This is a genomic window from Ruegeria sp. HKCCD6428, assembly GCF_013110595.1.
Taxonomy (GTDB): Bacteria; Pseudomonadota; Alphaproteobacteria; order Rhodobacterales; family Rhodobacteraceae; genus Ruegeria.
On record NZ_WVQX01000010.1, the window covers coordinates 44,443 to 62,018 of the forward strand.

A 17,576-nucleotide genomic window follows, 5' to 3' on the forward strand; every position below is an offset into this window, starting at 1 on the left:
CCATGCTGTATCGCGGATTTTCACAAGCCGAACTGGAGCGGGAATACTCTCCCAGTTCGATGATCGGTGGCGACCTGACCCCTTATCTGGCCAGCTACCAAACGCTGAGTGCGCAAGCCCGTGCCGAGCTGCCCGTTCAGGCCAACCTGGCCTATGGCGACACCCCGGCCCAGGTGCTGGATTTCTTTCCTGCGAAGGGGGCCGGCGCTCCGTTGCATGTCTTTGTTCACGGTGGGTATTGGCAGGATCTCAGCCAGCGCGAATCGGCCATGATGGCCCCGGCGCTGATCGAAGCCGAGCAATCCTTTGCCACCTTGAACTACACGCTTGCCCCAGATGCGCGGCTGGATCAAATGGTCGACGAATGCCGCGACGCCCTTCTGTGGCTTGCGTCACAGGCCGAGGCACTGGGATTCGACCCGACGCGGATCACCTTGTCAGGGCACAGTGCCGGCGCTCATCTGGCTAGCATGGTCATGGCAACCTCGGCCGGCGCATTGGCCCGCGCCGGGCTGCGTGTGCGTGACGTGCTTCTGATCAGCGGTGTATATGATCTGGAACCCATCAGTTTGACATCCGTGAATGATCCGCTGCACCTGACCCCGGTCGAAGTGAACGATCTGTCCCCGATCCGCAACCTGCCCCCACCGGGCCCCCGCTATCATGTTTCAGTGGGGGAACGGGACACCGGCGAATTCATTCGTCAAAGCCGCGACTATGCGGAACGGCTGCGCAAGGCCGGGCACTCGGTCAGCTTTGCCTTGAAACACGGAATGCACCATTTCGACATCATCCTGCATTCCGGGACATTCCAGCCCGACACGCAATGAGGCATTTTTCAAACAAAAACAGCGGCCCGATCGGTGCCGCTGTTTTTTTGTCTCCGTCCCGCTTGGGATCAATCCAGGGTGCGGGTAACCTCTTCGCGCTCGAAGATCTCGATCACGTCGCCCTGGCGGATATCATCGTAGTTCTCGAACGCCATACCACATTCCTGACCCGACTGGACCTCGGCCACTTCGTCTTTGAAGCGCTTCAGGGTCTTCAGCGTGCCTTCGTGGATCACTACGTTGTCGCGCAGCAGGCGAACGCCTGCCGAACGGCGGGCAACACCTTCGGTCACCAGACACCCGGCAACCTTGCCGACACCGGTAACCTTGAAGACTTCGCGGATCTCGGCATAGCCGATGAACTTTTCGCGGATCTCGGCGCTCAGCAGGCCGGACGCGGCCGCTTTCACGTCGTCGACTAGGTCATAGATCACCGAGTAGTAGCGGATCTCGACACCCTTTTGGTTTGCCGTGTTCCGCGCCGATGCGTTGGCACGGACGTTGAAGCCAAAGACCGGCGCGCCGGAAGCCTCCGCCAGACCAACATCCGTCTCGGTGATCGCACCCACGCCCGAGTGCAGCACACGCACGCGCACTTCGTCGTTGCCGATCTTTTCCATCGCCTGAACGATAGCTTCGGCAGAACCCTGCACATCGGCTTTGACGAGGATCGGCAGCTCGGCCACGTTCTCGTCTTCCTTGGCCTTCTGCATCAGCTGTTCAAGGGTGGTCGCGGCACCTGCCGCGGCGCGTTTGTCCTTGGCGGCCTGTTCGCGATAAGCGGCGATTTCACGGGCCTGCGCTTCGGTCTCGGTCACGTTCAGAACGTCGCCCGCTTCGGGCGTACCGTTCAGGCCCAGAACCTCGACCGGAACCGAGGGGCCAGCTTCCTTGACGCGCTCACCCTTGTCATTGATCAGCGCACGGACCTTACCGTACTGCTCACCCACAACGAAGATATCGCCCTGACGCAGCGTGCCGTTCTGAACCAGAACCGTGGCAACCGGGCCACGACCCACGTCCAGCTGCGCCTCGATTACGGCACCTTGGGCGGCGCGGTTCGGGTTTGCTTTCAGTTCCAGAATCTCGGCCTGAAGCGCGATGGCTTCCAGCAATTCGTCCAGACCCTGACCCGTGATTGCGGACACTTCGACATCCTGGACGTCACCGGACATTTTCTCAACGATCACTTCGTGCTGCAGCAGATCGGTGCGCACCTTGTCCGGGTTTGCATCCGGCTTGTCGACCTTGTTGATTGCCACGATCATCGGCACTTCGGCCGCTTTTGCGTGGTTGATCGCTTCGATCGTCTGCGGCATCACCGCGTCGTCAGCCGCGACGACCAGAACCACGATATCCGTAACCTGAGCGCCGCGCGAGCGCATCGACGTAAACGCCGCGTGGCCCGGAGTGTCGAGGAAGGTCAGCGTGGTGCCGCCATCGGTTTTCACCTGATACGCGCCGATATGTTGGGTGATGCCACCGGCCTCACCCGCCACAACGCGCGCGTCGCGGATTGCGTCCAACAGCGAGGTCTTGCCGTGGTCAACGTGACCCATGATGGTGATGACCGGCGGACGCGGCTGCAGATCGTCTTCGCTGTCTTCGACCTCTTTGATGACGTCTTCAACATCCGAATCGGATACGCGAGTGACCTTGTGGCCAAATTCTTCGATGATCAGTTCCGCGGTGTCTGCGTCGATGGTCTGGTTCTGCGTGACCATCATGCCCATCTGCATCAGCGATTTGACCACGTCAGCCACACGCTCGGCCATACGGTTGGCCAGTTCCGAGACCATGATCGCCTCGGGCAGCTGTACGTCGCGGATCACCTTTTCCCGTTCAACGGCACCGCCCATGGCTTTCTGACGCGCACGCTCCTGCTTGCGCTTCATCGCGGCCATCGAGCGCTGACGGTTGCCTTCGCCACCGGTCGCCTGACCCAGAGTCAGCTTGCCTGAACGGCGGTTGTCGTCGCGACCTTTGCCACGACCACGCTGCTCACGTTCGCGATCCTGTTTGCGCGGCGTGGCTGCCGGCGCAGGTTTGCTGGCCGGGGCACGAGCTGCTTTGGGCTCTTCCGGTGCGGGCGCGGCAGCGGCGCGCTTGGCAGCTTCTTCCGCCTCTTTGCGCTTGCGTTCTTCTTCCTCAGCCTTCTGACGCGCACGCTCTTCGGCTTCGCGCTGTTCGCGTTCTTTGGCTTCCTGTTCCGCACGGCGGCGCGCGCGCTCTTCTTCGCGCGCCTTTTCAGCAGCCTCGCGCGCCGCGGCCTCTTCGGCCTCGCGTGCCTTGGCCGCTTGCAACGCCTTCATGCGGCGCGCCATTTCCGCATCGGAAATGCCCGCAGGACGACGCGACGGATCACCCGAAGGTGCAGCACCGCCACCCGGCTTTGCTGCGCCCGGCTTGGGAACCACCACGCGTTTGCGTTTGGTTTCCACCACGACATTCTTGGTGCGTCCGTGGCTGAAACTCTGTTTCACATTTCCGGGGCGTGCCCCGCCACGAAGACCCAATGTCTTTTTGCCGTCATTATCGCTCATAAAGCTACTTACCCTTCCGCGCGGCCCCTGCCGCCGTCATCCGTTTCGCGCAAGCCACGCAGGCGCTGCGCTTCCTCTACAACACGTTTGGCGAGTCCGCCAGAGGCCAAGGCAGCATGAATCACCGTTTGGCGCCCAAATGCCTGTCCTAATTCGTCTGCCGTCAGCCAACCTATGTATTTCCCGAAGTGCGGCGTGCTCAGTTTGGACTTGCCGCGCCCCGATCCATCAGCGGCCTGAATCAGCACCTGCGCCTCTTCCCGGTCCAGCCACGTCTTGACCTTTTCATACCCGGCGACCGCGTCGCCGGACTTGCGCGCCAGGCTGAGCAGCTCGATAACGCGCCGCGCGATCTGCTGTTCAACCTTTTCCGCCAGGTCCTTGGGCACAGACACCTGCGCCTTGAACCCCCGCGCAAACAGTTTCTTGCCAACGGCCTTGTCCAGGGCGGCACGATCCGCCGCCACATAGACCCCCCGCCCGGGCAATTTCGCCGCGACATCCGGAAAAACCTGACCGTCCGGCCCCGCCACAAAGCGGATCAACCCGAATTTGGGCTGCACCTCGCCCGTGGCGATGCACTTGCGCTCGGGTCCGTCGGACCGATCCTTATGGGCGCCACCGCGACTCATACACGCCACCCGAAGCCCGAGATCAGGCCTCGACCTCCTCGTCTGCTGCGTCGCCGTCGGCGTCTTCTTCCGCCTGTTCCAGCTCGGCCGGATCAACCCAACCCAGCAGGATACGCGCCGTCATGACCATATCTTGCGCCTCTTCCAGCGTTACGCCGAAAGGCTCCAATACACCGTCATCCTTGACACGCTCACCATCGACGGTCGTCCAGCCACCGGCCAGTTCCCAGTCGGCGCAAGTTGCAAAGTCTTCCAGAGTCTTCACGTCGTCCCTGGCCAACGCCTCTACCATCTGGGGTGTCAGACCTTCGAATTCAATGAGACTGTCCTCGGCGCCCAATTCACGCGCCGCATCCAGTGCCGCCTTGGCCTGTGCTTCCAGGAATTCGCGGGCGCGGGTTTGCAGTTCCTGCGCGGTACCTTCGTCAACGCCGTCAATGACCAGCAGTTCCTCGATCTCGACATAGGCAACCTCTTCGAGGTTGGTGAAGCCTTCCGAGACCAGCAGCTGAGCAAAGAATTCATCCAGATCCAGGCTGTCCATGAACAGTTTGGTACGGGCTTCGAATTCCTTCTGACGGCGGGCCGATTCTTCGGCCTCGGTCATGATGTCGATGTCCAGACCGGTCAGCTGGCTGGCCAGACGCACGTTCTGACCGCGGCGACCGATGGCCAGCGACAATTGTTCTTCGGGCACGACGACCTCGATCTTGCCGGCTTCTTCGTCCAGAACCACCTTGGAGACCTCGGCAGGCTGCAACGCGTTCACCAGGAAAGTCGGTTGATCTTCGTTCCACGGAATGATGTCGATCTTTTCACCCTGAAGCTCGTTCACAACGGCCTGAACACGGCTGCCGCGCATACCCACGCAGGCACCGACGGGGTCGATCGAGCCATCATAGGAAATCACAGCGATCTTGGCGCGCGAACCGGGGTCACGGGCCACGGCCTTCACCTCGATGATGCCGTCATAGATTTCCGGCACTTCCATCTTGAACAGCTCGGCCATGAATTCCGGCGCGGTGCGCGACAGGAAGATCTGATGGCCACGCACTTCGCGGCGAACCTCTTTGATATAGGCGCGCACGCGGTCATTCGGACGATAGCTTTCGCGGCCGATCTTGTCGTTGCGGCGCAGAACCGCCTCGGCCCCGCCCAGATCGACGATGACATTGCCGAACTCTTCGCGCTTGACCGCACCGTTGATGATGGTGCCCGCACGATCCTTGAATTCTTCGTACTGACGGTCGCGCTCGGCTTCGCGCACTTTTTGCAGGATGACCTGCTTGGCGGACTGAGCCGCAATCCGACCCATTTCAACCGGTGGAACTTCTTCGACGAAGACGTCGCCAACCTCGGGCGATTCCATGTACTGCTTTGCCTGCTCGACGGTCATTTCGGCCTGATAGTTTTCAAGCTCGTCATCTTCGACCACCGTGCGAACACGGGTGAACGTCGCCTTGCCGGTCTTGCGGTCGATGCTGACGCGGATGTCCATCTCGGCGCCGTAGCGGCTCTTGGCGGCACGGGCGAGCGATTCCTCCATCGCTTCGACAACCAGGCCGGGGTCGATCATCTTTTCGCGGGCCACGGCCTCGGCGGTCTGCAGCAGCTCCAGCTGGTTGGCTGAGGTGATTGCCATCAGTTCGTCTCCTCTTCGGACCCTTCGGTCTCAATCTCGTCGAAAGCGTTTTCGTTCAGGGCACCCGCGTCTTTGCGCTGGCGCAGCATTTCCTTGATCAGGTCGTCGGTCAGGACCAGCTTGGCGTCGCTCAGCCAGTCGAATTGCAGACCGATGGTGATCGTCTCAGACCCCTCGGGGATGTTGATCAGAACCTCGTCCCCTTCGATCCCGGCCAATTCGCCCTTGAAGCGCCGGCGGCCGTCAATCAGTTCGGCGGTCTCGATCTTGGCCTCATACCCTTCGAAGGTCTCGAAATCCTTCAGACGGGTCAGAGGGCGGTCGATACCGGGGCTCGACACCTCGAGCGTATAGGCGTCAAGGATCGGATCCTCGACATCCAGCGTGGCGCTGACCGCGTTGGAAATTTCGGCGCAGTCATCCACTTCAATACCGCCATCGGGCTTGTCGGCCATGATCTGAAGCGTGGTCTGCTTGCCGCTCATCAGGCGGATGCGGACCAGCTCATACCCCAGATCCTCGATCACGGGCGTGATGATCTCGGCCAGTCGCCGGTCAATGGCAGCTTTTGCTATCAGGTCGTTTGTCATCTGGTACTCTACCCTGTCAGTCGGGCACAAAAAAACGGGCGCGCGGCCCGTCGAACTTTCCGGTGGAGCCTTGGACCAGAAGTCCAACGCGCCGCTGTTGAAACTGCATATACGCAGGATGGCCCGAGTCTGCAACCCCCCGAGGGATTCGCATTCGGATTTACACCATCCACCACCGTTCGGCGATGCGGCCATCGTCCAGCGCACCGTTCCCGGCAATCTGCCGCGGCATCCCGACAGCATCCGATACGGCAAGGGCCATGTCGGCCTCGGACGGGTGGAACCGGACACCGCGCGTGCCTCGCATTCCGGCCCGATCCGGAAGCGCCGCGATATCGACATACCCGTCCCGCAGCGCCTCGGCCCGCACGGCGGGGTCCGGGATTACAATGACCTCGACCGCATCAGCCCATCCGGCCTGACCATCTTTGTAATGCCCCTCGACACGGCGGCCCAGAAAATGGCGGCCATCTTCTGCCCGTTCGACACGATAGCAGCCGGTGCCGTTGGCCTTGCGCAACGGGGATACGGTTTCACCGGCGCGCGCAACAACAAAGCGGCTGTCGGCCAGCAGGAAAGGCAATCCGGGATTTGCCTCGGCAAGTTCAAGCCGCAGGCGGTTGGGGGCAAGCGCCTCGGGCCTTCCGATTTCGGCCAGAACGGCCATGACATCAGCAATCTGCAACGGTTCGTCATCGTGAAAGACCGCGTCATCACGCAGATCAAAGTTCCAGACCCGTGCTTCAGCGTCGGTTTGCCATCCGGTCGCAAGCTCACCGCGCAACGTACCATCCGGGGCGATTTCGGTCATTGTGTCGAAAACGGCCCCACGCGCCACTTGCTCGAGGCTGTCATCGCGCGGAACGGCCAGACGCAATGTCCCGCCTTTCTTGGGCGTACCGGCAAGGGATGCTCCTGTCGCCGCCAGCAATGCGGCAGCGGCACCAGAGGCAAAGAGAGCACGGCGATCGATGCGGGTCATGCGACACCCTCCGCCACACGGTCCATGATTCGCACCAGTTCCGCGCTGATGCCCGGCTCGGACAGGGCGTGCCCCGCCTGACGAACCATCTTCAGTTCGGCATTCGGCCAGCGTTCCGCCAGCGACCAGGCGGCCTGCGGCGGGCAGATCATGTCATAGCGCCCCTGCACGATATGGCCGGGAATATGCGCGATCCGGTCCATCTGTTCCAGAATCTGCCCGTCCGTTTCCAGAAACGCCTTGTTGGTGAAATAGTGATTCTCGAGCCGCGCAAAGGTGCGCGCGTATTCGCCGGGGCTTTCGCCAACCGATCCGTTGGTGTGGATCGAGGCCAGCGCGTTTTCCCAATGCGACCAGGCCCGCGCATACAGGATCTCTGTCGCGCGGTCGCCCGAAAACAGACGTTTGTTATAGGCGGCAATGGTGTCGTCCAGTTCAACCTCGGGCAGCAGCGAGGTGAATTTCTGCCATTGCTCGGGCCAGAACCGCCCGGCGCCGCCGCCGTAAAACCAGTCAAGCTCGACCTGAGTCGCAAGGAACACCCCGCGCAACACCAATCGACTGACGCGATCGGGATGGGTCTGGGCATAGATCAACGCCAGAGTCGCCCCCCAGCTTCCGCCAAAAGCGATCCATTCTTCGATCTCGAAGAGTTTGCGCAGCCGCTCTATGTCGGCCACCAGATGCCACGTCGTGTTGTCCTCGACCGAGGCGGTGGGGCGCGACCGGCCACATCCGCGCTGGTCAAACAGAATCACCCTGTAGGCCTGTGGATCGAAGTATCGCCTCATGGCCGGGCTGCACCCCCCACCCGGCCCCCCGTGCAGGATCACGACGGGTATGCCGTCAGGATTACCGCATTGTTCCACATAAATACGGTGCCCATCGCCCATATCGACCATCCGCTGGTCGAAAGGGTCGATCGGCGGGTACAGATATTGAACTGCGCGCTTTTGGTCCGGGTACTTGTCCATTATGGCCCTATATAGTCCTTAAGCGTAAAAGAGCACACGGAGACAGGAATGCAAGCGCATCCGAACACGGTGGACCCGTCCGAGATCGCAAAATTCGAGGCGATGGCCGCGGAATGGTGGGACCCGCACGGAAAATTCAAACCATTGCACATGCTTAACCCGTGCCGGCTGGACTATATAACGCAGCAGATCGCCGGAGAATTCGATCGCGACCTAAAGTCGCCTATTCCGTTGGAAGGCCTGCGCCTGCTGGATATCGGTTGCGGCGGCGGGCTGCTGAGCGAACCAATGGCGCGTCTTGGGGCCGACGTTGTGGGCGCCGACGCCGCGGAACGCAATCTGCCCGTGGCGCGCATTCACGCTGAACAGTCCGGGCTGAAGATCGACTATCGCCATACCACGGCCGAGGACATGGCCGCTGCCGGTGAGCAATTCGATGTTGTGCTGAACATGGAAGTGGTCGAACACGTGGCTGATCCCCTGTCCTATCTGACCGCCACGCGTCACTTGCTCAAACCCGGCGGGTTGGAGATTTGTTCAACCATCAACCGCAACCCGAAATCCTACGCCATGGCGATTTTCGGGGCCGAGGTCGTCATGCGTTGGCTGCCGCGCGGCACGCATGAATGGAACAAGTTCATTACGCCGGACGAGCTGTTTGACCTGCTGCGTCAGGCCGGGCTGGACCCGGTGGACCGCAAGGGGTTCGTGTTCAACCCGATCCTTTGGAGCTGGTCCATCTCGGATCGGGACTTGAGCGTGAATTACGTGACGGCGAGCGTGAAGCCACAGTAGGGGGTTATTCCCCCTCCAACTGCATGCGCAAATCCCGAAGCACTGGCAGGGCGCTGCGGACCCGGTCCGGCCCGAGCTCTCCGACCACGCGGTTGATCAGCGGGGCAATCGAGGAAATCGCCTGATCGCGCGCCCGGCGGCCTGCGGGGCTGATCGCCACCATCTTGCGGCGGGCGTCGTCCCAGTCGGGGCGGATGTGGATGTACCCGGCCCATTCGAGCTTGGCCAAAGTATTGGTCATCGCGCCACGGGTCACGTGGAACGTGTTGGCCAGTTGCGCCGGGCTACGTTCGTCCCCGACGAAAACCAGATGATTCAGCACCGAGAAATGCGAAATTTCCATACCCTTGGGCAGCACCCGGCTGAGCCGGTTGCGCAACAACTGATCCGCGGTCAGGATCTCGCTGAACAGCGTGACCGCAAGGGCGTTGGTGTCTTCCGTCATTGTTCAATTCTGTCAGGGTCCAGTGAAAGACCGGGTGTGTGTCAACGACGGCACGCGGCGGCGTGCCTCTGTCACAGAACTATCATCCAAATCGAAAATGTGAATGCCCGGATCGGTACCTGCGTCGATCAGCACCTTTCCCCAGGGGTCGACGACCATGCTGTGCCCATGGGTAAAACGCGTCTTTCCGCGCGTTGATGGGTGTTCCCCCGTTTGCGCGGGGGCCAAGACCCAACAGCCTGTCTCGATCGCCCGGGCCCGCAACAGCGATTCCCAATGCGCGGCGCCCGTAACAGGTGAAAACGCTGCCGGAACGGTCAGGATTCGCGCGCCTGCCTGCGCCAAAGCCGCATGCAGGTACGGAAACCGGATGTCATAACAGATGGTCAAACCCACCTTGCCAAAATCAGTTTCGGCTATGACCGCCTGTTCGCCGGGGCGGTAGTTCTTTGATTCGCGGAACGTCTCGGTCTCGGTGACCTGCACGTCGAACATATGGATCTTGTCGTAACGCGCCACGATCCGACCTTGCGGATCGATCATGAAAGACCGGTTGGCAAACCGCCCGTCAGCGTCATGAGTCTTGATCCCCAGTGACCCGATCAACACCCACACGCCCAGTCGGGCGGCCTGATCCCGCAGGCCGGCCAAGGTGATGTCGTCTTCTTCGTGCTGAAGAACCTCGTTTTGCCGCGTCGTACTGTTTGACACGCAATTCGTGACCTCTGGCGTCAGGATAAACCGCGCGCCCTGCCCTGCCGCGTCGGCCGCCATGGCGCGCACCATGTCCAGGTTTTCGACCGGATCATCCGACGAGGTGATTTGCAGCAGCGCGGTCTTCATCAGGCGGCAAGCAGACGGTCAAGCTTGCCTTGCCGCTCCAGCTCGTAAAGGTCGTCGCAGCCGCCCACATGCTGTGTCCCGATGAAAATCTGAGGCACCGTGCGTTTGCCGCCTGCACGCTGGATCATCTCGGGCTTGCGTTTGGGGTGCATCAGAATGTCAACTTCCTTGAACTCAACGCCTTTCTGCTTCAGCAGACGTTTGGCCGCGTGGCAAAAACCACAGAGCGGCGAGGTATAGATTTCTACGGGCTTCATGTTCCGGTCCCTTTGGGTTTCGTGCGATCTTGGGCGAATTAGGCATCCTTGGCAACGCGCGCCAGTGCCAACACGAAAATATGATTTGCCCCTGCGGCCTGACACGCACGCGTGCACGCCGCCAACGTCGCGCCGGATGTCATCACGTCATCCACCAGCAGGACATCGCGCCCCTTCAAATGCAGCGCCCGCCTTGGGTGGATGTCAATTGCGCCTGCCAAGGCTTCGCCCCTTTCCCGCGCGGTCTTTCCGTCCAGCACAGGGGTCCGCCGTTTGCGCACCAGCAGATCCGGCACGTAGTCCAACCCGGTTTCTCGCCCCAGGTTGCGCGCCAGCAGCGCAGACTGATTGTATCGCCGTTTCAGCAGGCGTGACCAATGCAACGGCACCGGAGCAATCACCATCCCGGGACGCAGCAGATCGCGTCCGGCCTGCGCCATCCAACGGGCAGCGGGGCGGGCCAGTTCGGTCCGGTCACCATGCTTCAAGGCCAGAACAAGTGACCGCGCCTTCCCATCATACATCAGCGCAGCGCGGCCCGTGTTCCAGGGCGGAGGGGTTTTCAGACAATCGTCGCACTCGGTCCGGAACCTGTCTGCACTTCCGATCACGGGCACACCACAGCTTTCGCAAACCGTGCCACCGATGAACGGCGTATCCCGCCAACACGCCCCACACAGGCCGAAATCGGATTCCGTCAGCTCTCCGCAGCTCATGCAACGCGGCGGGTAGATCAGTGCAAGGGCAGTTTGAATCCGCTGCGCAATGCGATACTTGCGACCTATGAAACTGCCCGAGCCCACCGCACCCTCTCTTTTCGACCGTAACGCCATTCTGCATCATCGCGCCCGCGCGAAGGACGACGCCCTTTTCTTGCACCGCGCCGCCATTGATGAGGTTCAGGATCGGCTCTCCATGGTTAACAGAACCTTTACGGCACCTGCGGTTGTGACCCCTTTCCCACAGCTTTGGGCAGGCGTTTTTCCGGATGCCGCCATTGTCGCGGATGACGATGTGCTGTCGCTGCAACCCGGCGCGCATGATCTGGTAGTTCATGCGATGGCGCTGCACTGCGCCAATGACCCGGTCGGACAGTTGATCCAATGCAAAAGGGCTTTGAAACCGGATGGGTTGCTTCTTGTTGTATGCCTTGGGGGTGAGACCCTTCACGAATTGCGCGCCGCGCTGGGTCAGGCCGAAATCGAAGTCACGGGCGGGCTCAGCCCCCGCATCGTCCCCATGGCCGAACTGCGCGATCTGGGTGGGTTGCTGCAACGGGCCGGTCTGGCATTGCCAGTGGCCGATGCCGTACCGCTGACGGCAGAATACCGCGATATCTGGCACCTGATGCATGATCTGAGGGACATGGGTGAGACCAACGCTCTGGCTGCCCGGTTGAAATGTCCGACCCGACGCAGAGTGTTCGAAGCCGCGCAGCGCGTCTATTCGGATCACTTTTCGACGGAAACAGGCCGTCTTGCCGCAACCTTCGAACTGATTTGCCTGACCGGTTGGTCCCCCGATGACAGCCAACCAAAGCCGCTGCGCCCGGGGTCAGCCCAAATGCGCCTGGCAGATGCCCTGCGCACGGAAGAGGGCAAACTGTCGGATTGACGCGCAACCAAATCCCTTTATCTCAGGTCGGAACACGAAAATTCAGGAATGCCCAATGTTTGATGCCACTCGTCCCGCTCATGCCCCTGCCGACCATCCCAAGGTCAAGATGGGCCGTGTTGGCATTTTGCTGGCCAATCTGGGCACACCGGACAATTACACCTATTGGCCGATGCGTCGCTATCTGAACGAGTTTCTGTCGGATCAGCGGGTCATCGACTATCCGAAATGGAAATGGCAACCGATTCTTCAGGGAATCATCCTCAGCAAACGGCCATTCAGTTCGGGTGAAGCCTACAAATCGATCTGGAATCACGAGAAGGGCGAAAGCCCGCTGATGACGATCACCAAGGACCAGACTGCCAAGCTGCGCGACGCGATGCAGGATCGGTATGGGGATCAGGTGATGGTCGATTTCTGCATGCGCTACGGCAACCCGTCAACAAAATCCAAAGTGCGCGAGATGGTTGCCGCGGGCTGTGACCGTATTCTGTTCTTCCCGCTTTACCCACAATACGCGGGCGCAACCACGGCCACCGCCAATGACCAGTTCTTTCGTGCACTGATGGATGAGGCCTGGCAGCCTGCCACGCGAACCGTACCGGCCTATTTCGACCAACCCGCCTATATCGACGCTCTGGCGCAATCCGTTGAACGTGCTTATGCAGCGGCGGAGATAAAACCCGATATTCTGGTCTGCTCGTATCACGGGATGCCGGAACGGTATCTGCAACAGGGTGACCCCTATCATTGCCAGTGCGCCAAGACGACACGGCTGCTGAAGGAACGGCTGGGATGGTCTGACGATCAACTGGTTTCAACGTTCCAGTCGCGATTCGGCCCCGAGGAATGGCTGAAACCCTATACAGTGGATCATGTGGCGGATTTGGCCAAACAGGGCAAAAAGAACATAGCGGTCATCGCGCCGGCTTTCTCGGCCGACTGCATCGAAACGCTGGAAGAGATCAACGAAGAGATCAAGGAAAGCTTCGAAGAAGCGGGCGGCGAAACCTTCACCTATATTCCATGTCTCAATGACGATGCGGCGCACATAGCTGCATTGGGCACAGTGATCGAAGAAAACTTGCGCGGCTGGCTGGACTGACCTGCACAGCCTTGGGAAACAAAAAAGGCGGTGGATTGCTCCACCGCCTTTTTCATGAATTCCGTGTCGGATTAGCTTGCAGCAACAGCAGCAGCAACAACGACCAGCAGGATCAGCGGCAGCAGGATGCCCTGCGACGAACCCTGAGTTTCTTCTACAACAACAGGTGCTTCAACAACCGGCTCTTCCAGGTTACCAGCATAAGCGGTCGAAGCAGCAGCAGTCAGTGCAGCAGCGAGAACGAGTTTCTTCATATTAACCTCCAGAATTTGCGCAGTTCCAATGCCCGGAACCACACATCTAAGACTTACCTCGTGGTTTTTTCTAATCAGCATTGACGCTGGAATGCAATTGCAACTTGACCGCTAAGCGGGTTCCCACACGAAAATGTCGTCAAATTAGCAACACTTGCGTGCCGACCTTCGCCATCGAGAACAGCTCGGCAATGTCTTCGTTGAACAGACCGATACAGCCATTCGACGACCGGCGTCCGATTTTTCGCGTATCGTGCGTTCCGTGAATGCGATAGTACTTCCAACTCAGGTATAAAGCATGTGTTCCCAGCGGGTTATCCGGCCCCGGAGGGATATAGTCAGGCCATTCCGGGTTTCGCTTTTTCATGGACGGTGTCGGAGACCAGCTGGGCCCTTCAACCTTTCTGATCACGCTGGTACGCCCCCGGCGGGTCAGTTCCTCGGTCAGGGGAACCGATGAAGGGTAGAGTTTGTATATACTTTGATCATCTGACCAATAGTGCAGCGCGCGCGACACGGTATCGACCAGAATGGCACCGTTTCTGGTGTTCGAAAAGTACGGCTGCCAATCCAGCGCCCGGAAACCCGATACGTTGCGGCGCACCGACGGTTCGGGTTCGGGTGCAGGGCGCAGCGGATCACCGGGGATGTACTGCGCCAGTGCGGGTGTTGCCAGCGTTGCAGTGGCCCCAGCCAGAAAACCCCTGCGTGTGGACGTTTGAATGCGCTTTTTGACCATGACAACGGGTCCTGTGTTCAAGTGAGGTCTGAAATCCGTGACATTCTATTGCCAGAATGCTTCAGTCGCAAATCAAACCGGCAGAATCACGCAAGTTTAGGCTATTGCGCGTTTGCTCAGAGCTGTCAGGCGCGCTATGCCCTGTAATGACACAATAACCAGGTCGATCATGACGCGTATCGTTTCTTTACTCTTGATTTGCTTTGTCGCGCTGGCGGCATGTACAGACACCGGCACCACGACCATCGGTGCAGACGGTCGCCCGCTGCCCACGGTCTACAAAATTCGCGGCAACCCGGAAAAGTTGCAGTTCCGTATGGTTGATTCGGTCAATGCCCTGCGTCAGGCCCAAGGATTGCAGCCTGTCCAGCTGAACGCGCAGTTGAACGCGGCAGCGGCGACCCATTCCAAGGACATGGCCAGACAGAACCGGCCCTGGCACTTCGGGTCCGACGGCTCCTCTCCGATCGATCGGGCTGCACGGGTCGGATATTTCGGCACGTTCCTCGGTGAAGCAATTTCCGAGACCTACGAAACCGAAACCGAAACCCTTGCCGCTTGGATGCAGGAACCCGGACCGCGCGCCGTGATCATGGACCCCAAGGCCACGCAGATGGGGTTCGCCTGGCATCAGGAAAAAGGCGGGAAAATCTGGTGGACGCTGGAAATGGGAACCGGCGGCTGACCCCGATCACCGTACACACAAAAAAGCCCCCGAAATCCGGGGGCTTTTTTTCAGATTACGCTGCTTGCATGGACTGCGCTTCGGTCAGGATCGCATAAAGCTTGACCGGATCGGGGTTCGCCCGAAGCTTGGTGCACACCGAGGTGTCCCTCAGCGTACGTGACACAAGGGCCAGCGCCTTGAGATGATCGACGCCGGCCTCTTCCGGTGCAAACAGTGCAAAGGCGATGTCCACGGGTTGACGATCAACCGATCCAAAGTCGATGGGCTTTTCCAGCATAACGAATACGCCCGAAACCGAATCCAGCTCGGGCAAACGCGCGTGCGGAAGCGCCACGCCATGCCCCACGCCGGTCGGGCCCAGGCTTTCCCGTTCAAGCAGACAGTCGACGACGGCCTGAGAATCGAGCCCCAGATTGGCGGCTGCGACATCGCCGATTTCCTGAAACAACCGCTTCTTGCTGGAAGCGGCGGATAGTACACGCACTGCTTCGGGCTTCAGTATGCTCGAAAGCTCCATGATCACGCTCCATAGGCACGGCACCCGCGTCGGCGGGTGCGGCCCCGTATCCTTGCCTGTTAAGGATCAATCCAGCCGATGTTACCGTCTTCGCGACGATACACGACGTTCAATCCATCCTTGTTCTCATTTCTGAACACCAGCACCGGGGCACCGGCAAGTTCCATTTGCATCACGGCTTCACCAACGCTCAAAGATGGGATTTTTGTTTCCATCTCAGCCACAATCATGGGCTGTAGCGATTCGGGTTCATCGGCCGCGTCCGATTCGTCAGAGGCGAGGATATAAGAGGACGCCCCAAAGAGTTCAACCGGCTCGGACCGATCCTTGTGGTGGTCCTTCAAACGACGTTTGTAGCGCCGCAGCTGTGTTTCCATTTTGTCGCAGCATGCCTCGAACGCCGCATAAATTTCGGTTGCATGCGCCTTGGCCTGAGCGGTCAGCCCGGTGGACAGGTGCACTGTTGTTTCGCATACATATTCATGCGCTGAACGGGAAAAGACGACGTTGGCATCGGTAGGCCGCTGAGCATATTTACTCACAACCTCGCCCAATTCGGTCTGCACGTGAGTCTGAAGCGCCGCACCGATGTCGATCTGTTTTCCGCTGATTTGGTAACGCATGTGATCTCCTTCACAATTCACACCCATTCTGACGTCACGTTACGCGACGAACTTGTTTTTATCGGGTGGGGGGTCGAGACACTTTCCGCGGTTGTCTTAACTCGAGCCCTTCAACGAAGGGACAACGATCTCCAGACTGGAACCGGGTAAATGCCATGGGACAATTGAGGCAAGAGACGACGGAAGAGTCAATCAAAACAGGTGTGTATATACGCGATTTCCGCCATGCATCCGACGCAGACCATAACAAGCCTATGAAATACGGAAGTTTTCGCCAAGATAGACACGGCGGACATTCTCGTTCTCGACGACCTCGTCCGGTGTGCCCGACATCAGAACCTGCCCGTCATGCAGGATATAGGCGCGGTCGACAATTTCCAGCGTTTCCCGCACGTTATGGTCGGTGATCAGAACACCGATCCCCCGTTTTTTAAGGTCGGCAACCAGATGCCGGATATCGCCGACGCTGATCGGATCAACACCCGCAAATGGTTCGTCCAACAAAAGATATTTCGGGTCTGCGGCCAAACATCGCGCTATCTCAACGCGGCGGCGCTCACCGCCGGAAAGGGCAAGAGCAGGCGCGCGGCGCAGATGTTCGATCGAGAAATCTGACAACAGCTCTTCCAGCCGTTCTTTCCGCCTGTGAGCATGAGGAACCGTGATATCCAGCACCGCAGCGATATTGTCTTCGACGCTCATGCCGCGAAAGATCGACATCTCCTGCGGCAGGTAACCGATGCCCATCCGCGCACGCCGGTACATCGGCAACGTCGTAACATTCTGGCCGTCAATCGTGACTTTGCCGGCCTCTGGGAAAACAAGCCCCGCCACGGAATAAAAGGTCGTGGTCTTACCCGACCCGTTGGGTCCCAACAGGGCAACGACTTCGGACCGGTCCAGTGTCATCGAGACATCGCGGATCACCGTTTTCTTACGGTAGGATTTCCGCAGTTTCTCGATGCGCAGCCCGGAATTGCCTTCGGCCACTGACAAGTCGGGTCGCGCCATCAGTTGTTTCCCTGCTGAAGGATCGTCTTGACGCGCCCGGTCATGGTCGCTGTGCCCGTTGTCAGATTGGCGTTCATCTGATCGCCGCTGATGATGCTGGGGCCTTGCGTCAGCAAGACATTGCCTTTCATGACGATCACACCGGAATCGATCGTGTATTCCGCCCAATCGCCCTCTGCCGCGTCCGGCGGGCTGACCAGAACAACATTCTCGGTGGCTTCCATCCGTTCAATCGCCGAGCGTTCCTCGTTGTAGATCACGAGAACCCGCTCAGCAGTCAGCCGCATTTCACCCTGAATGACGACGACATTTCCGAGGAATTCGGCAGAACCGTCCTCCTGGTTGACGTTCAACGTTTCGGACGTGACCTCGACCGGAAGGCTCGGGTCGGCATTTGCAGAACCAAAAGCCACCTGCGCCTCCTGCGCTGTCGCGGTTGCGGCACCTGCAAACAGAGCAAGGCACAAAGGAACAAAACGAAAATCGAACACA

At 59.7% G+C, this 17,576-nt stretch carries 21 protein-coding genes; 5 read left to right on the forward strand and 16 right to left on the reverse strand.

What is annotated here, in order from left to right; all coding sequences use genetic code 11:
• Window positions 1–2 precede the first annotated feature (2 nt).
• A complete protein-coding gene (locus tag GS620_RS18485) occupies window positions 3–830 on the forward strand; it encodes an alpha/beta hydrolase (RefSeq protein ID WP_171331646.1) in 828 nt (275 codons plus the stop codon).
• Window positions 831–898: 68 nt separating this feature from the next.
• On the opposite strand, the gene infB is transcribed toward GS620_RS18485, so the two are convergent.
• From infB to pip, 6 genes are all read right to left on the reverse strand, one after another.
• Window positions 899–3,373, reverse strand: a complete 2,475-nt coding sequence (infB, locus tag GS620_RS18490; RefSeq protein ID WP_152459782.1) for a translation initiation factor IF-2 — start codon at window positions 3,371–3,373, stop codon at window positions 899–901.
• An 8-nt stretch (window positions 3,374–3,381) separates the two neighbouring features.
• The gene (locus tag GS620_RS18495; protein WP_171206370.1) at window positions 3,382–4,005 is read right to left on the reverse strand and encodes an RNA-binding protein; all 624 of its coding nucleotides are present in this window, start codon (window positions 4,003–4,005) and stop codon (window positions 3,382–3,384) included.
• 22 nt (window positions 4,006–4,027) lie between these two features.
• Window positions 4,028–5,647: a transcription termination factor NusA gene (nusA, locus tag GS620_RS18500; protein WP_152459780.1), complete on the reverse strand. Its 1,620-nt coding sequence runs from the start codon at window positions 5,645–5,647 to the stop codon at window positions 4,028–4,030.
• On the reverse strand, window positions 5,647–6,237 hold the full coding sequence (rimP, locus tag GS620_RS18505) for a ribosome maturation factor RimP (protein WP_170386826.1): 591 nt from the start codon (window positions 6,235–6,237) through the stop codon (window positions 5,647–5,649). The genes nusA and rimP overlap by 1 nt, the downstream gene beginning before the upstream one ends.
• 160 nt (window positions 6,238–6,397) lie before the next feature.
• On the reverse strand, window positions 6,398–7,219 hold the full coding sequence (locus tag GS620_RS18510) for an ABC transporter substrate-binding protein (protein ID WP_171617365.1): 822 nt from the start codon (window positions 7,217–7,219) through the stop codon (window positions 6,398–6,400).
• Window positions 7,216–8,193: a prolyl aminopeptidase gene (gene pip / locus GS620_RS18515; RefSeq protein WP_171617366.1), complete on the reverse strand. Its 978-nt coding sequence runs from the start codon at window positions 8,191–8,193 to the stop codon at window positions 7,216–7,218. Before pip ends, GS620_RS18510 begins: the two co-directional genes overlap by 4 nt.
• Before the next feature lie 48 nt (window positions 8,194–8,241).
• Here pip and ubiG point away from each other — a divergent pair, with 48 nt between their 5' ends.
• Window positions 8,242–8,988, forward strand: coding sequence for a bifunctional 2-polyprenyl-6-hydroxyphenol methylase/3-demethylubiquinol 3-O-methyltransferase UbiG (gene ubiG, locus GS620_RS18520; protein ID WP_152459776.1), 747 nt, complete (start codon window positions 8,242–8,244; stop codon window positions 8,986–8,988).
• Window positions 8,989–8,992: 4 nt separating this feature from the next.
• Here ubiG and GS620_RS18525 read toward each other — a convergent pair whose 3' ends face one another.
• Genes GS620_RS18525 through GS620_RS18540 form a run of 4 tightly spaced genes read right to left on the reverse strand, consistent with a single transcriptional unit; the run spans window position 8,993 to window position 11,366 of the window.
• Complete coding sequence (locus tag GS620_RS18525; protein ID WP_171120173.1) at window positions 8,993–9,433, reverse strand: MarR family winged helix-turn-helix transcriptional regulator; 441 nt, start codon at window positions 9,431–9,433, stop codon at window positions 8,993–8,995.
• A gap of 12 nt (window positions 9,434–9,445) precedes the next feature.
• Complete coding sequence (locus GS620_RS18530; protein WP_171617367.1) at window positions 9,446–10,276, reverse strand: carbon-nitrogen hydrolase family protein; 831 nt, start codon at window positions 10,274–10,276, stop codon at window positions 9,446–9,448.
• Window positions 10,276–10,533, reverse strand: coding sequence for a glutaredoxin 3 (gene grxC, locus GS620_RS18535; RefSeq protein ID WP_152459773.1), 258 nt, complete (start codon window positions 10,531–10,533; stop codon window positions 10,276–10,278). The genes GS620_RS18530 and grxC overlap by 1 nt, the downstream gene beginning before the upstream one ends.
• Window positions 10,534–10,571: 38 nt before the next feature.
• Window positions 10,572–11,366, reverse strand: coding sequence for a ComF family protein (locus GS620_RS18540; RefSeq protein WP_171617368.1), 795 nt, complete (start codon window positions 11,364–11,366; stop codon window positions 10,572–10,574).
• On the opposite strand from GS620_RS18540, the gene GS620_RS18545 reads away from it, so the two are divergent.
• Both GS620_RS18545 and hemH read left to right on the forward strand, forming a co-directional pair.
• On the forward strand, window positions 11,317–12,147 hold the full coding sequence (locus tag GS620_RS18545) for a methyltransferase domain-containing protein (RefSeq protein ID WP_171617369.1): 831 nt from the start codon (window positions 11,317–11,319) through the stop codon (window positions 12,145–12,147). The genes GS620_RS18540 and GS620_RS18545 overlap by 50 nt on opposite strands.
• Window positions 12,148–12,202: 55 nt before the next feature.
• Complete coding sequence (gene hemH / locus GS620_RS18550; protein ID WP_171171784.1) at window positions 12,203–13,252, forward strand: ferrochelatase; 1,050 nt, start codon at window positions 12,203–12,205, stop codon at window positions 13,250–13,252.
• 71 nt (window positions 13,253–13,323) lie between these two features.
• On the opposite strand, the gene GS620_RS18555 is transcribed toward hemH, so the two are convergent.
• Window positions 13,324–13,506, reverse strand: a complete 183-nt coding sequence (locus GS620_RS18555) for a hypothetical protein (RefSeq protein WP_117870963.1) — start codon at window positions 13,504–13,506, stop codon at window positions 13,324–13,326.
• A gap of 139 nt (window positions 13,507–13,645) precedes the next feature.
• Window positions 13,646–14,245 (reverse strand): L,D-transpeptidase, encoded by a 600-nt coding sequence (locus GS620_RS18560; RefSeq protein WP_152459769.1) that lies wholly within the window; start codon window positions 14,243–14,245, stop codon window positions 13,646–13,648.
• A 169-nt stretch (window positions 14,246–14,414) separates the two neighbouring features.
• Here GS620_RS18560 and GS620_RS18565 point away from each other — a divergent pair, with 169 nt between their 5' ends.
• The gene (locus GS620_RS18565) at window positions 14,415–14,930 is read left to right on the forward strand and encodes a CAP domain-containing protein (RefSeq protein ID WP_171120163.1); all 516 of its coding nucleotides are present in this window, start codon (window positions 14,415–14,417) and stop codon (window positions 14,928–14,930) included.
• A gap of 55 nt (window positions 14,931–14,985) precedes the next feature.
• On the opposite strand, the gene ptsN is transcribed toward GS620_RS18565, so the two are convergent.
• The 4 genes from ptsN to GS620_RS18585 form a co-directional block, all read right to left on the reverse strand.
• A complete protein-coding gene (ptsN, locus tag GS620_RS18570; protein ID WP_117872900.1) occupies window positions 14,986–15,450 on the reverse strand; it encodes a PTS IIA-like nitrogen regulatory protein PtsN in 465 nt (154 codons plus the stop codon).
• A 59-nt stretch (window positions 15,451–15,509) separates the two neighbouring features.
• The gene (gene hpf, locus GS620_RS18575; protein ID WP_171120161.1) at window positions 15,510–16,073 is read right to left on the reverse strand and encodes a ribosome hibernation-promoting factor, HPF/YfiA family; all 564 of its coding nucleotides are present in this window, start codon (window positions 16,071–16,073) and stop codon (window positions 15,510–15,512) included.
• A gap of 252 nt (window positions 16,074–16,325) precedes the next feature.
• On the reverse strand, window positions 16,326–17,084 hold the full coding sequence (gene lptB / locus GS620_RS18580; protein WP_152459766.1) for an LPS export ABC transporter ATP-binding protein: 759 nt from the start codon (window positions 17,082–17,084) through the stop codon (window positions 16,326–16,328).
• Window positions 17,084–17,575, reverse strand: coding sequence for an LptA/OstA family protein (locus tag GS620_RS18585; protein ID WP_371807913.1), 492 nt, complete (start codon window positions 17,573–17,575; stop codon window positions 17,084–17,086). The genes lptB and GS620_RS18585 overlap by 1 nt, the downstream gene beginning before the upstream one ends.
• Window position 17,576: the final 1 nt, after the last annotated feature.